The following is a 14,273-nucleotide window of genomic DNA, read 5'->3' as shown; positions in this document are numbered from 1 at the left end:
ACCCCGTCGAGGCCAACGCCCTCATCGCGGTGTACGGAGGCGGGGGACGCGAGCACCCCCTGCGGCTGGGATCGCTCAAGTCCAACATCGGACACGCGGTGGCCGCCGCCGGAGTGGGCGGCGTCATCAAGACCGTCATGGCAATGCGCCACGGCCTGCTCCCCAGGACACTGCACGTCGACGCGCCCACCCCGCACGCGGACTGGGGCTCGGGGGCCGTCGAACTCCTCACCGAGGCGGCCCCCTGGCCCGACACCGGACGCCCCCGCCGCGCCGGGGTGTCGTCGTTCGGGATGAGCGGCACCAACGCGCACGTCGTCGTCGAGCAGGCGCCGCCGCAGGAGGAGGCGCCGACGGCTCCGGCCACGCCCCCGGGGCCGCTGGCCTGGCCGCTGTCGGCCCGCGACGACGAGGTGCTGCGCGCCCAGGCCCGGCGGCTGCTCGACCGCGTCGAGGCCGACCCCGGGCTGGACCCGCGCGACGTCGCCCACTCCCTGGCCGCCACCCGCACCCGGTTCGCGCACCGGGGCGTGGCTGTCGGCCGCGACCGGGAGGAGCTCCTGGCGGGAGTGCGCGCGCTCGCCTCGGGGAGCGCAGCGCCGACCCTGGCGCGCGGCCGGGCGGTCCCCGGCCGTCGGGTCGTCTTCGTGTTCCCCGGCCAGGGGTCGCAGTGGCGCGGAATGGCGGCGGGCCTGTTCGGCTCCGAGCCCGCCTTCGCGGCCCGGATGCGCGAGTGCGAGGAGGCGCTCGCCCCCTACCTGGACTTCTCCCCGACCGCGGTCCTGGGCGGCGGACCGGGCGCTCCGCGACTGGAGCAGATCCACGTCGTCCAGCCGGTGCTCTTCTCGGTGATGGTCTCGCTCGCCGCGCTGTGGCGCGCGCACGGCGTGCGGCCGTCCGCGGTGGTCGGCCACTCCCAGGGCGAGATCGCCGCGGCGTGCGTGGCGGGGGCACTGTCCCTGGACGACGCCGCGCGCGTGGTCGTCCGGCGTTCGGCGCTGGCCGCCGAACTCCTCTCGGGAGCGGGCGGCATGACGTCGGTGGCCCTGCCCCGCGCGCGCGTGGCGGAACTGGTCGGCGAGGCCGGCGGTCTGCTGCACGAGGCGGCGGTGAACGGCCCCGAGTCCGTCGTCGTGGTGGGCGACCCGGACGCGCTGACCCGGCTGGAGGAGCGCTGCGCGGCCGAGGGCGGCTACGCGCGACGCCTCTCCGCCGCCTACGCCTCGCACTCGCCGGAGGTCCGGGCGATGCGCGAACCGCTGCTCGCCGGACTGGCCGCGATCACGCCCCGCTCCGGCGAGGTCCCCTTCCACTCCACGGTGACCGCCTCCGTCCTGGACGGCACCGCCCTGGACGCCGCCTACTGGTACCGCAACCTGCGCGAACCGGTGCGCTACGCGGAGGCCGTCCAGGCTCTGGCCGGGTCCGGGCACACCGTCTTCATCGAGGTCAGCCCGCATCCGGTGGTGGCGGCGGGCACGCGGCGGACCCTTGAGGAGGCCGGGGCGGGCGACACCGTGGTGCTGGGTTCGCTGCGCCGCGACGAGGACGAGCGGCTCCGCTTCCTGACCTCGGTCGCCGAGGCGCACGCGCACGGCGTCGGCCCGGGCGCGGCCACGCCCGGCGGGCGGCCGGTGGACCTGCCGACCTACCCCTTCCAGCGGCGGCGCTACTGGGCCCCGTCGACCCGCCCGGGCCCGGACGTGGCCGCGGCGGGGCTCGGGGCGGCGGACCATCCGCTGCTGGGCGCGACGGTGTCCGTGGCCGACGGCGGCGCCCTGCTGCTGACCGGCAGGCTGTCGCGGGCCGGGCACCCCTGGCTGGCCGACCACTCGGTGCTGGACACGGTGCTGCTGCCCGGTACGGCGTTCGTGGAGATGGCGCTGTGCGCGGGCGCGGCGGCGGGCTGCCCCGGGCTGGCCGAACTCACCCTGCGCGCCCCGCTCGCGGTCGGCGAGGCCGGGGCTCAGGTCCAGGTGAGCGTGGCGGCGCCCGACGAGCACGGCCGCCGGGCACTGCGTGTGCACGCGCGTCCCGCCGACGGCGGGGACGACCACCCCTGGACCGCGCACGCCGAGGGCGCGCTCACCCCCCATCCGTCGGCCGCCCCCTCCTCCGGGGGGCACTGGCCGCCGCCCGGAGCGGTCCCGGTGCCGGTGGACGGGGTGTACGCGCGCCTGGCGGACCTGGGGTACGGGTACGGTCCCGCCTTCCGGGGGATGCGTGCGGCGTGGCGGCACGGCGACGACGTGTTCGCCGAGGTCGGACTGGCCCGCGAGCGGCACGTCGAGGCCGGCCGGTACGGGGTGCACCCGGCGCTGCTGGACGCCGCCCTGCACGCCGCGACGCTGCTCGAGGGGGCCGGCGCCCGGCTGCTGCTGCCGTTCGCCTGGTGCGGGGCCGCCCTGCACGCCACCGGGGCGACCGCGCTACGGGTGCGGGTGCGGCGCACCGGGCCGGACGCGGTGTCCCTGACCGCGACCGACCCGGCCGGCGCGCCCGTGGTCTCGGTGGAGTCCCTGACCCTGCGGCCCGTCACCGGGGAGCGCCTGCTCGCCGGGACCGCGTCCGGTCCGCGCGACCTGTACACGCCGAGGTGGACCGCGCTGGACGCGCCCGAACCGTCCGAGCGGTCCTGGGCGGTTCTGGGAGACGCGCTCCCGGGGCTCGTCTCCTCTCCGGGCGGCGGCGCGGTCCCCGCGTACGCCGACGTGGCCGCGCTGGACGCCGCGGTCGCGGCCGGCGCGCCCAAACCGGACGCGGTCCTGCTGCCGTGCCCGGCCGGGCACGGCGCCACCGGCCCGGCGGTGCGCGCGGCGACGCGCGGGGTGCTCTCCGTCGTCCAGGAGTGGCTCGCCTCCGAGCGCTCCGCCCGGTTGGTGGTGCTGACCCGGGGCGCGGTCTCCGCGCTGCCCGGCGAGGACGTGCCCGACCTGGCGCACGCCCCGGTGTGGGGGCTGGTGCGCGCCGCCCAGGCCGAGGCCCCCGACCGGTTGGCGCTGGTCGACTCGGACGCGCCGGTCCCGGCCCCGGGGGCGCTTTCCGCGGCGTCGGACGGTTCCGAAGGCCAGATCGCGGTCCGCGCGGGCGTGCCGTACGTCCCGCGCCTGGTCCGCGCCCCCGTGCCGGAGCGCGCGGAGACCTCCCTCGCGGGCGGGACCGTCCTGGTCACCGGCGCCACCGGGACGCTCGGCGCGCTGGTGGCGCGCCACCTGGTGTCCCGGCGCGGCGCCGAGCGCCTGCTCCTGGTCGGCCGACGCGGCGGCGCGGCGCCCGGGGCCCCGGAGCTGGCCGCGGAGCTGACCGCGCTGGGCGCGGACGTGGAGTTCGCCGCCTGCGACGCGGCCGACCGGGACGCCCTGGCCGGTCTCGTCTCGGCGATCCCCGCGGACCGGCCGCTGCGCGCGGTCGTGCACGCGGCGGGCGTCCTTGACGACGGTGTGGTGTCCGCTCTGACGCCCGAGCGGCTGGACCGCGTCATGCGGCCCAAGGTCGACGCCGCGCTGCACCTGCACGAGTTGACGCGCGGGCTCGACCTGGCCGCGTTCGTGCTGTTCTCCTCGGCCTCAGGTGTCCTGGGCAGCCCGGGCCAGGCCAACTACGCCGCCGCCAACGCGTTCCTCGACGCCCTCGCGCACCGGCGCCACGCGCTCGGTCTGGCCGCCACCTCGCTGTCCTGGGGGTTGTGGGCGCGGCGCAGCGGGATGAGCGGCCACCTGACCGAGGCGGATCTGGTGCGCATGGGCCGCATGGGCCTGGGCGCGCCGATCGAGGCCGGTCAGGGGATGGCCCTGCTGGACGCGGCGCTGGACAGCGGTCTTCCCCACCTGGTGCCGCTGCCGCTCGCGTCGTCGGGGCGGGTCGCGCGGAGTGCCGCGGTGCCCCCGCCGCTGCGCGCCCTGGTCCGCGTCGCACCGGTGCGCGCGAGCGGGGAGGACGGCGGCTCCCCCGACAGTGCCGGACTGCGCGCGCGCCTGGCCGGGCTCCCCCCGTCGGAGCAGGGGGCCGTCCTGCTGGACCTGGTGCGCGCCGCCACCGCCGAGGTCCTGGGCCATCCGGCGGCCGCGGCCGTCGACCCCGGGCAGCGCTTCCTGGAGGCGGGCCTGGACTCGCTCACCGCCGTGGAGCTGCGCAACCGGCTCGGCACCGCCACCGGGCTGCGGCTGGGGCCGGGGCTGGTCTTCGACCACCCCACGCCGGCCGCGGTGGCCCGGCTGCTGGAGGCCGGACTGAACCGCGCGGGCACCCCGCGCCCCGGCCCGGCGCGCGGGGCCGTCGGAGCGGACGCGGACGACGGCGGGTTCGACGGGATCGCCGCGCTGTTTCGCGACTCCTGCCGGAGGGGCCGGGTCGACGACGGCTTCGCCCTGGTCAAGGCGGCGGGGCGGCTGCGCGCCTCCTTCGCCTCCCCCGCGGGGTTCGGCGAGCGCCCCGCCCCCGTCCGGCTGGCACGCGGACCGGCCCGGCCCGCTCTGGTGTGCCTTCCGTCGCTGGTGATGGTCTCGGGCGTCCAGGAGTACGCGCGGTTCGGCGCGGCGCTGCGCGGCCTGCGCGACGTCACCGTCCTGCCCCAGCCCGGGTTCGCCCCGGGGGAACCGCTGCCCGGAACGGTCGAGGCGGTCGTGGGGTTCCAGGTCGACGCGGTCCGTGTCGCTGTCGGGGACGAGCCCTTCGTGCTGGTGGGGCGCTCCTCGGGGGGCTGGGTGGCGCACGCGGTGACCGAGCGGCTGGAAGGGCTGGGCGCGCCCCCGGCCGCACTCGTGCTGCTGGACACCCCCATGCCGGGCGAGCGGCTCACCCTGCCCGTCATCGGGACCGGGGTGGTCGAACGCGACCACGAGTTCGGCCTCATGAACGGTGTCCGGGTCAGCGCGATGGGCGGCTACGTCGCGCTCTTCGAGGACTGGGCGCCGGGGGTGGTCCGCGCGCCCACCGTGCTGGTCCGCCCCGACCGTCCGGTCCGGGACCGGGCGGGGCGGGTGGTGGGCGGCGGCGCCTGGCGGTTCGACTGGGCCCCCGCCCACCTGGACCTGGAGGTCCCGGGCGACCACCTGACCATGATGGAGGAGCACGCCGCGTCGACCGCCGGCGCGGTGCACCGGTGGCTCTCCGCGCGCCGGAACGCACCGGGAGCCGCCCCGGTGGACCCCGCCGGAAACCACGGCGGGGCCGACCGTGTCCGACCCCGCGTGACCGGGTAGGAGCGCAGGCGTCGACCCCTTACCCGACCGGGAGGTTTCCATGGCGCGACCGCCATCCCCGTATGACTTCTTGCCCGAGGTTCCCGCCTTCGACGTCACCAGCCGGGACATCGCCGACGGCCGGGCGATGCCCCGGCGGAACACCAGCGGGATCATCGGCACCGGCGGGGAGGACGTCTCCCCGCACCTCGCGTGGAGCGGGTTTCCCGAGGGGACCAGGAGCTTCGCGGTGACCTGCTTCGACCCCGACGCGCCCACCGCCAGCGGCTACTGGCACTGGGGCGTGTTCAACATCCCCGCCGGGGTCACCGAGCTCGCGGCCGGGGCGGGCGGCGAGGGCGGGGCCGGTCTGCCGCGAGGCGCGGTCACGGTCCGCAACGACGCCGGGAGCAAGCGGTACGTCGGCGCCGCGCCGCCCGCCGGGCACGGGCCGCACCGCTACTTCTTCGTCGTGCACGCCCTGGACACGGCGGACCTCGGCATCGACGACTCGGTGTCCCCGGCGGTCCTCGGCTTCAACCTCTCCTTCCACGCGCTGGGCCGGGCCGTCGTCACCCCGGTCCACGAGGTTCCCTGACGGAGCCGGACGCGGGGGTCCGCCCCGGCCGGGGCGGACCCCCGCGTCCGCCGATCCTTCCCCTCGTGTTCAACCCACGACAATCGAACATGAGATACGTTCGAAAGGTGGCTGTCCGCACAAGAGGAAGGGGCGAAGTGACGCCATCCCGAAGCACCCCCCCGCCCGTCACCACGGTGCTCCTCGACTACGGCGAGGTCGTCTCCGTACCGCAGCCCGCCCGGGTCAGGGCCCGGCTGGAGGAGTTGGGCGCCGCGCCGCCCGAGGACTTCTGGGCCGCCTACTGGGCCGAGCGCGCGGCCTACGACTCCGGGATGAGCGCACTGGAGTACTGGACCCGGATCGGCGACCGGATCGGCGCCGACTGGACCCCCGCCGTGCGCCAGGAGCTGTGGGCCACCGACGTCGGCGGCTGGCTGCTTCCCGACCCCGACACGGTCACCCTGGTCGACCTGGTGTCCAGAGGGCCGGCCCGGCTCGCGCTGCTGTCCAACGCGCCCTTCGACATCGCCGCCGCGCTGCGGCGGTCCCCCGTGCTGAGCGGGTTCGACGCCCTGTTCTTCAGCTGCGACATCGGTATGTGCAAACCCGACCCGGCCGTCTACACGCACGTGCTGGAGGCGCTCGACTCCGCCCCCGAGCAGACCCTCTTCGTCGACGATCGGGAGGAGAACGTCCGGGCCGCCCAGAAGCTCGGGATCACCGCCCGCCTCTACACGGGGGCCGCCGGGCTGGCGGAGCTCCTCGACCGCACCCCGGGAATCCGCTGAGGCGCCCCCGAGGACACCGCGGGGCGGCGGGCACCCGCCGCGCCGCGGCCGCCCACCGCCCCAGAGGACGCCTGGTGAAGGCGCCGCGCACACGTTAGGGCAACCGGTGGGTCCCCCGCGGGAAAACGCCGAAACCCGGGCCGCCGCCACGATCGGAGGCATGGTTCGGCCGGCCTGGCCCCCGGAATCGGTCAATATCCGTTTCATCCCCCGCCCTGTGGTTAATGCCGGTGACGCAGCGATCGCGCCCCGCTTCTGGTCGGCGTCAGTGGACCCCGACGATCAACGCTGACAGTTTCGTCACGAGGGGAAGGACCGACCGGTGTCATTGGGACAGGATTCCGTACAACCGACCGTTGTCGTCACCACCGCAGGATCGCCTTCGACGCCCGAAACGATCCTCCGCCTGCGAAGACAGGGATACCGGGTGATCGCGACCGACATCGAGGCCAACGCTCCGGGGCTCTACCTGGCGGACCGCAGCCACCTCGTCCCTCCGGGCGACTCCGACGCCTTCGTCGCCGATCTGCGCGACATCTGCGCCCGGGAGGGCGCGAGCGCGGTCATCCCGCTCGTGGACGAGGAACTGGCCGGCGTCAGCCTGCTGGAGCGCGAGGGGATCACGGTGTTGCTGCCGCGGCTTCCCTTCATCACCACCTGTCTGGACAAGTACGTGCTGATGCGGCGGTTGGCCGCCGCGGGGATCGGCGTGCCGTCGACCCGCCTGGCCTCCGAACCGGCCGACGGCCTGGCCTTCCCCCTCATCGTCAAGCCCCGTTCCGGGCGGGGCAGCCGGGGCGTCTCGGTCTGCTTCTCGCGCCTCGCCCTGGACCGCCTGCTCGCGACCACCTCCTACCCGGTGTCCGACCTGATCGTCCAGGAGCGGATCCGCGGCCCCGAGTTCACCGTCTCGGTCGTGGTGTGGCGGGACGGCGAGGTCCAGGCGGTCGTTCCCAAGGAGGTGATCCTCAAGCAGGGCGTCACCAGGTTCGCCGTCACCCGGCGCAACGAGGAGGTCGAGCGGACCTGTCGGGCCGTGCAGAGCGCCCTCCGCGCGGACGGCCCGTTCAACGTCCAGCTCTGCCTGGACGAGGCGGGGACACCCCGCGTCTTCGAGATCAACCCGCGCTTCTCCTCCACCGCCTCGCTGACCACGGCTGCGGGGGTGGACGAGATCGGCGGCCTGCTGGGCCAGGCCCTGGGGCGGGGGCCCCGGCTGGTCGACGAGTGGCGCGAGGGGCTGGTCATGGTCCGCCACTGGACGGACGAGTTCACCAGCGAGAAGGAGTTCGACGCGCACGACATGCGTCCCGGCCCCGGGGCGCTGCCCGCTCTCGGCTCCGCCGTGCCGGTGGCCGGGTGAGCGGTGCGGCCCTGCTCGGAGCCGCGGCCCGCGCGGTGCTGGAGGTCGGCGCGCTGCTGCGCGCGTGGCGCGCGGACCCCGCCGCGGTCGGCGGGGTCTGGGAGGGGTCGCAGTTCAAGGCCGGGGCCGACGCGATGGCCCACGAGGCGCTCAGCGGCCGGCTGCTCGCGGCCGCCCCGGGGATCCCCGTGCTCAGCGAGGAGGACCCCTGGCCACTGGGCGCGGATCGGCCCGGCCGGTACTGGCTGATCGACCCGATCGACGGCACCGCCAGCTACGCCCACGGCTTCCCCGGGTACGTCACCCAGGCCGCGCTGGTCCAGGACCGCGCGCCGGTGCTGGCGGCGGTCTACGCTCCGGAGTTCGACGTGCTGTACACGGCGGCGCGCGGGGAGGGCGCCAGGGCCAACGGGCGCGCCCTCCCGCCGCTCGCGCCGGCCCCGGTGGGGACCGGGGCGCTGACCGACAACACGCCCGAACCGCGCGGCATCGCCGCGCGGGCGTACGAGCGCTTCGGGTTCACCGGCTACCTCGAATGCGGCGGCATCTCGCTCAAGCTCTGCCGGATCGCCGAGGGCCGCGCCCGGCTGTTCGTCAAGGACGTGCCGGTGCGGGACTGGGACGTGGCCGCGCCCGGACTGCTGCTGGCCGAGGTCGGCGGGGCGGTGCGCACCCTTTCGGGCGCGCCCTTCGACTACACGGGCCCTTTCGAGCACACCGGGCTGGTGGGCGCCGCCGACGAGGCGGCGTGCGCGGCCGTCGCGGCCTGGTACGCGGCGGCCGCGCCGGAGAGGAGGACCGACGCGCGCCCCGGCCGACCGGTCCCCACGCCCCGGGCCCGTTCCCGCACGGGACCGCGCGCGAATGGGGCGACGTGACCCGCCGCTCCCCGACCGCAGCCCGATCCCGTCCCCGATGACTGTTCTCCGCCCGCCGCCCGACGTATCGTGAACCGAGGGAGCGTTCCGAAAGGGCCCCGGTCTCCGCCGTGTGCGAGCGCGGCGGGTTCGCCTCCGGCCGGGCCCGACCGGGGCGGCTTTCGGGGCACGCACCCGAATCCCCGTCGGTCGTGCGAAGGGGGAGAGGGGATGGAGGAGGAAGACCGCGTCCCGCCGAAGCGGATGCGCGCCTCTGACGCCGATCGCGACGCCGCCGCCGAGCGCCTCGCGGTCGCGCTGGCCGAGGGCCGCCTCGACCTGGAGGAGTACGACCGCAGGCTGACGCTCGCGATGCGCGCCGTGGTCATGGGCGACCTCGTGCTGCTGACGGCCGACCTGCCGCAGCCCCCGCCTCCCGAACCCGATCCCCCGGAACTGGTCCCCTCGGAGGCCCGCGAACTCGTTCCCTCGTCCACCTGGCAGGACTGGATCGACGAGTGGCGCTGGTGGCTGGGCGGCGCCATCATCATGACCGGCATCTGGGGTGTCACGAGCGTCATCGGCGGTGACCTGCTGCCGTTCTGGCCGCTGGTCCCTCTCGGCATCTGGGCGGCGATCCTGCTGGCCGCCGCGGTGTGGCCGGACGACAACGCGAACGGCCGCCTCTGAGGTCCCGGAGGAGCCCGGAAGGGAATAGGCTGGCTTATGGCTGAAATGGGGACGAACATGGACGAAGACCGCCTTCCGGTAAAGCGAATGCGCGCCTCCGACACCGACCGGGACGCCGTCGCCGAGCGTCTGGCGGGGGCCCTGTCCGAGGGCCGTCTGGACATGGCCGAATACGACGCGCGGCTGTCCTCCGCGATGAACGCCAAGACACTGGGCGAACTGGAACCCCTGACCGCGGACCTGCCCGCCCCGGCCTCGGCGGGGAGCGGGCCGGTGGACCTGGCCGAGGTCGGCGCGGCCGGAGCCCCCACGCGGACCTGGCAGGACCGGCTGGAGCCCTGGCGCGGGCTGGCGGGGATCTCGATCATCCTGATCGGCATCTGGACGGTCACCAGTGTGACGTCCGGGGAACTGCTCCCCTTCTGGCCCGCCTGGCCGCTGTCGTTCATGCTCATCTTCACGGTGGTCGGCGTCGTCACCGGGTCGGGGAACCGCAAGCGGGACGGCGGCGGCTCCCGGAACCGGATCGACGGCCCCGACTCCGACCGCTGAACCCCGTCGGCCTATCCGGCCGCGTGCAGCCAGCGCACGGGAGCGCCGTCCCCGGCGTAGCGGAACGGTTCCAGCTCCTCGTCCCAGGCCCGGCCCAGCAGCTTGTCGAGTTCCTCGGAGAGGTCGAGGCCCTGCGCCGCGGCGCGCTCCATGGCGTTGCGGATCCGCGCCTCGGACACCAGCACCTCGCCCGAGGCGCTCGTCACGGCGCTGAAGAACCCGAGTGTGGGGGTGTAGCTGTAGCGCACTCCGTCGCAACCGGGAGTGGGCTCCTCGGTGATCTCGTAGCGCAGCCGCTGCCAGTCCTTGAGGGCGGAGGCGACCGCGCCGGACAGGCCGGGCGCGCCCTGCCAGTTGAGCTCGGCACGATAGTTGCCCGGGGCCGCCGGTTGCGGATCCCAGTCTAGTTTCACAGGTACGCCAACAACACCCGCGACCGCCCACTCGACGTGTGGGCACAGCGCCGCAGGCGCGGAGTGGACGTACAGGACGCCACGTGCGGACACCGAACCTCCTGATACGAACGAGTGCGCTTCCCCGACGCTCTCGTACCCCCAGAGGAGATGTCCGTGTTGGGTCTTCTCCTCTGCTTATTGTGCCCCATGTACATCAGCGGCACCAGGCTCGCGATGACCGAAACTGACGGAGGCCCCGCATCCGGCGCGTTCGGCGGTTACCGTGTTTCTCCAGGCATTGCCGGATGTGCGATTTTACTGGGGGCGCCGGTGAGTGACCAGACCCATGGACCCGCTTGTGTCAAGGAACTCGTCCGGCGCGCCGCCGAGGGAGACGAAGAGGCGTGGGACGTCCTCCTGGACCGGTACGCGGGACGGGTGTGGGGTGTGGTGCGCTCACATCCCCTCTCCTTCCACGACGCGCAGGACATAACCCAGACGGTGCTGTGCAATCTGGCGGAGAACCTGCACCGGCTGCGCGACCCCGAGCGAATCGGGGCCTGGCTCGCGACGGTGGCGCGCAACGAGTGCCGCCGCCACCTGCGTGCCTCCGGGCGGACCCGGCCGCTTCCCCCCGGGGACCTCGACCGCCCCGACGACCGTACCCCCGAGTCGGCCTATCTGGTGGCCGAGCAGACGGACCGGGTCCGGACCGCACTGACCCGGCTGGACCGGCCCCAGAGCGAGGTGGTGCGACTGGCCCTGGAGCATCCGGAGCTCTCCCGGGCCGAGGTCGCCCGACTCGCGGGGGTGGCCGAGAGCGACGTCTCCCGCGTGCGGCGCCGGGCCCGGCGCAGGCTGGCCCTGCTCCTCAGGGAGGACCGTTGACCGGGCCCGACGGGGAGGAGCACCCTCCCGAGCGCGTCATGGCCGCGGCCCGCGCCGCCCACCGGATGCGCCGCCCCGACACGGTGCTCGCCGACCTGCTCTCGGACTCCGCGGCGGACCCGCCCCCGGGCCTGAGAGCGGGTCCGGGACCGCGCCTGCTCACCTTCGGCGCGGCGGGTGTGGAACTGCACCTTCAGGTCACCGTGCACGGCGACACCTGCGACATCGCGGGCCAGCTGGTCCCCCCGGCCCGCTCCGCCGTGGAGTTCCGCCATGCGGGGGGCGCCTTCCACCACACCAGCGACTCCGACGGAGCCTTCGTCCTGCGCTCCCTCCCCCGCACCCCCTTCAGCCTCGTCTGCTCCCCGTCCCTGCCCGGCTCCCGTCCCCTGGCGACCCCCTGGACCCCGGTCCGCTGAGGTTCCGTCCGTTTTCCCGCTGATCTTGACCTTTCCGGGGTCTCGGGGGCGGTTGAGACCCCGGAAAGGTCAAGATCAGCGGGAAAACCACCACGAACCGGTCGAGCGGCGGAGTACCGCCCGGCCGTTTCCGGTTTCTCCTGCGCAGCCCCGGTTTCCGGTGCTACCACTGGGAGGGGGAAAGATGCTTCGCTCCTCCGGGCCGGGTCCCCGATCCGGTTCTTCGTTGTCCTTGCCGAACCCCCCCGCGGTCGAGAGGCGATAGCGCATGGCGGACCGGTTCCACCCGACGAGGGCCCTGCCGGTCTCCCTGGTCGCGCGCGACCCCCTCGAGGCGCGGCGGCGGGCCGCGCGGGTGCTGGCCGAGGCCCCCGACCCGCGGGCGAGGACGGCGGCGCTGCGGGTGAGCGGACTGGCCGCCCACGAACTGGGCTCCCCCGATGAGGCCCTCCGGCGGTTGGGCGCGGCGGTCAGGGTCGCCGCGCTGGCCGGGCTGGCCGAGGAGACCGCGCTGGCGAGGGCGTCCCGGTCCGGCCTGCTGGCCCGGAGCGGACTGGGGCGCGGACCGGAACCGCGCCACTCCGCCGCCTTCGCGTTCACCCTGATGAACCACGGGACGGCGGCCTGCCAGAACGGCCGCTTCGACACCGCGCTCGACGCCTTCACCGCGGCGGAGCCCGCCTTCGCGGCCTTCCCCGACCCGCGGCTGCTGCCCGGGTTCCTGTGCAACAAGGGCCTGGCCCTGGTCCACGCGGACCGGCTCGGAGAAGCCGAGGACGCCCTGTCCTGGGGGCTGCTGCTGGCCGAGCGGTACGCGCTGGGGCACCTTCGGGGGTCCATCACGCAGAACCTCGGCTGCCTGGCCGCGGCGCGCGGCGACACCGCGCGCGCCATGGAGTACTTCGACGCCGCCGCGCCGCTGCTGGACTCCGGCACCCGGCGGACCGCGCTCGTGCTGGACCGGGCCCTCGCGCTGGCCGACGCCGGGATGGTCCGCGAGGCCGGAACACTGCGCCGCTCGCTCGGCGACGCGCGCGGACGGGGAGCCGAGCGCGCCCTCACCGAGCTGCTGTCCCTGAAGCTGCACGCGGCGCGGGGCGACACCGAGGCCGCCGCCGCGACGGGCCACCGTCTCCGGCTCCTGTTCGACACCGGTTCGCTGTGGCTTCGACTGGCCGAGCAGGCGGCCGCGACCCGGCCGGGTCCGGTCCCGATGCCACCCCGTGAGGAGGGCCGTCCCGGCGGCGGCTTCCCACTCCCGACCGCGACCCCGCACCTGGAGCTGACCTCGCGCGCCGAAAGCGCGGCTCCGGCGCGGGCGCTGCGCGACGCCGGAGCGGCGGTGCGCGCGGGGGAGGCCGCGGCGGCGCTGGTCCACGTCGAGCTGGCGCGCGAACCCGCCTCCAGCCCGCGCGCCTGCACGGACCCGGAATGGGCGATGCTGCTGGACCGCTACCGGTCCGCGCACGCCCGCGCCGCCTCCGGGTCGGCCGCGGCGCGCCGCGAACTGACGCGTCTGGAGTCCGAACTCGCCGTGGCTCAATGGCACCCCCGTTGCCGCCACCGGCGGCGGTCCGCGTTCCCCCGGCGGCGGGCGGGCGAGCCCTTGGCGGAACTGGCCGCCGGACTCGGCGACCGGGCGTTCGTGTGCTACCCCGAACTGGAGGGGCTGCCCGCCGCGCTCACCCTGGTCGAGGGCCGGGTCCGGATCCATCCGCTCCCGTCCGCCGGGGCGGTCGGCGACGCAGTCGTCGCCCTGGAGCACCTGGCCCGGCTCAACGCGTCCTCCCCCGGTCCCCGGACGGCGGAACTACTGGCCAGGCGGGCCTCGGTCGTGAACCGGATGCTGGTGGGACCGGTGGCGGCGGCGGTCGGCGACCGCGAACTGGTGGTCGCCCCCGGCCCGCGGACCCAGGCGCTGCCCTGGGGGCTGCTGCCGGGGCTGCGCGGCCGGCCTGTCAGCGTGGCGCCGTCCGGCCGGGCATGGCTGCGCTGCCGGAAGCGCGCCCGGGACGCCGCGCGGGCCCGTCCCCGGACCCTGCTGGTCTCGGGCCCCGGACTCGTCGGCGCCGAGGCCGAGGTCCGCGCGCTGGCGGACCGCCGTCCGGACGCGCGCGTGCTCACGGGTCCGGGGGCCGTCACCCGGGAGGTGCTGCGGGAGCTCTCCCGCGCCGACCTCGCGCACATCGGCGCGCACGGCTTCGCCCCGGACGACGCGCCCATGTGCGCGGGGCTGTCGCTGGCCGACGGCCCGCTGTTCGCCTACGACCTGGAGCGGGTGCGGCGGGCGCCCGCGCTGACGGTGCTCTCCTCGTGCGAGGCGGGGCGGTCCGCGTCCGCCGCGTCAGGGGTCCCGCTGGGGATGGCGGCCGCCCTGCTGGCGCGCGGGGGCGCGGCGGTGGTCGCGAGCGTGCTGCCGGTTCCCGACGGGGCGACCGCGACGGCGATGGCGCGCGCCCACAGCGCCCTGCGCTCGGGGGTCCCGCCCGCCGAGGCGGTCTCCGAGCACCTGGCCGCCACCGGCTTCGTGTGCTTCGGGGCGGGCTGACGGGGTCCGCGCC

11 protein-coding genes are annotated in these 14,273 nt (G+C 75.8%); 10 read left to right on the top strand and 1 reads right to left on the bottom strand.

Annotation, left to right across the window (positions count from 1 at the left end):
• From EV190_RS18290 to EV190_RS18260, 7 genes are all read left to right on the top strand, one after another.
• On the top strand, nt 1-5,201 hold a 5,201-nt coding region (locus EV190_RS18290), incomplete at its 5' end, for a type I polyketide synthase (RefSeq protein WP_133742808.1).
• Nucleotides 5,202-5,241: 40 nt separating this feature from the next.
• The gene (locus EV190_RS18285; RefSeq protein ID WP_133742807.1) at nt 5,242-5,778 is read left to right on the top strand and encodes a YbhB/YbcL family Raf kinase inhibitor-like protein; all 537 of its coding nucleotides are present in this window, start codon (nt 5,242-5,244) and stop codon (nt 5,776-5,778) included.
• Nucleotides 5,779-5,915: 137 nt separating this feature from the next.
• The gene (locus EV190_RS18280) at nt 5,916-6,548 is read left to right on the top strand and encodes an HAD family hydrolase (RefSeq protein ID WP_133742806.1); all 633 of its coding nucleotides are present in this window, start codon (nt 5,916-5,918) and stop codon (nt 6,546-6,548) included.
• A gap of 328 nt (nt 6,549-6,876) precedes the next feature.
• The gene (locus tag EV190_RS18275) at nt 6,877-7,911 is read left to right on the top strand and encodes an ATP-grasp domain-containing protein (RefSeq protein WP_133742817.1); all 1,035 of its coding nucleotides are present in this window, start codon (nt 6,877-6,879) and stop codon (nt 7,909-7,911) included.
• A complete protein-coding gene (locus EV190_RS18270) occupies nt 7,908-8,789 on the top strand; it encodes a 3'(2'),5'-bisphosphate nucleotidase CysQ family protein (RefSeq protein ID WP_133742805.1) in 882 nt (293 codons plus the stop codon). The genes EV190_RS18275 and EV190_RS18270 overlap by 4 nt, the downstream gene beginning before the upstream one ends.
• A 210-nt stretch (nt 8,790-8,999) precedes the next feature.
• Nucleotides 9,000-9,458: a DUF1707 SHOCT-like domain-containing protein gene (locus tag EV190_RS18265; protein ID WP_133742804.1), complete on the top strand. Its 459-nt coding sequence runs from the start codon at nt 9,000-9,002 to the stop codon at nt 9,456-9,458.
• An 87-nt stretch (nt 9,459-9,545) separates the two neighbouring features.
• Nucleotides 9,546-10,010: a DUF1707 SHOCT-like domain-containing protein gene (locus EV190_RS18260; RefSeq protein WP_243742656.1), complete on the top strand. Its 465-nt coding sequence runs from the start codon at nt 9,546-9,548 to the stop codon at nt 10,008-10,010.
• Between the two features lie 11 nt (nt 10,011-10,021).
• Here the strand turns inward: EV190_RS18260 and EV190_RS18255 are convergent, their stop codons facing one another.
• Entirely contained in the window at nt 10,022-10,516 is a 495-nt protein-coding gene (locus EV190_RS18255; RefSeq protein ID WP_166655504.1) for a DUF3145 domain-containing protein, read from the bottom strand.
• A gap of 219 nt (nt 10,517-10,735) precedes the next feature.
• Between EV190_RS18255 and EV190_RS18250 the strand changes: the two genes are divergently transcribed.
• The 3 genes from EV190_RS18250 (at nt 10,736) to EV190_RS18240 (ending at nt 14,260) form a co-directional block, all read left to right on the top strand.
• The gene (locus EV190_RS18250; RefSeq protein WP_243742655.1) at nt 10,736-11,293 is read left to right on the top strand and encodes an RNA polymerase sigma factor; all 558 of its coding nucleotides are present in this window, start codon (nt 10,736-10,738) and stop codon (nt 11,291-11,293) included.
• Nucleotides 11,290-11,712 (top strand): hypothetical protein, encoded by a 423-nt coding sequence (locus EV190_RS18245; RefSeq protein WP_133742801.1) that lies wholly within the window; start codon nt 11,290-11,292, stop codon nt 11,710-11,712. The genes EV190_RS18250 and EV190_RS18245 overlap by 4 nt, the downstream gene beginning before the upstream one ends.
• A gap of 268 nt (nt 11,713-11,980) precedes the next feature.
• Complete coding sequence (locus EV190_RS18240; RefSeq protein ID WP_133742800.1) at nt 11,981-14,260, top strand: CHAT domain-containing protein; 2,280 nt, start codon at nt 11,981-11,983, stop codon at nt 14,258-14,260.
• Nucleotides 14,261-14,273: the final 13 nt, after the last annotated feature.

Origin of the sequence: Actinorugispora endophytica (genome assembly GCF_004363075.1) — a bacterium.
In the GTDB taxonomy this organism is placed as follows: domain Bacteria; phylum Actinomycetota; class Actinomycetes; order Streptosporangiales; family Streptosporangiaceae; genus Actinorugispora; species Actinorugispora endophytica.
The sequence above is the reverse complement of the archived record's forward strand: the minus strand, read 5'-3'. Positions and strand labels throughout refer to the sequence as shown.

Excerpts from the sequence above, each read along its gene's own strand:
- EV190_RS18285 (WP_133742807.1), top strand. The coding sequence starts at position 5,242 with ATGGCGCGACCGCCATCCCCGTATGACTTCTTGCCCGAGGTTCCCGCC.
- EV190_RS18265 (WP_133742804.1), top strand. The coding sequence starts at position 9,000 with ATGGAGGAGGAAGACCGCGTCCCGCCGAAGCGGATGCGCGCCTCTGAC.
- EV190_RS18260 (WP_243742656.1), top strand. The coding sequence starts at position 9,546 with ATGCGCGCCTCCGACACCGACCGGGACGCCGTCGCCGAGCGTCTGGCG.
- EV190_RS18240 (WP_133742800.1), top strand. The coding sequence starts at position 11,981 with ATGGCGGACCGGTTCCACCCGACGAGGGCCCTGCCGGTCTCCCTGGTC.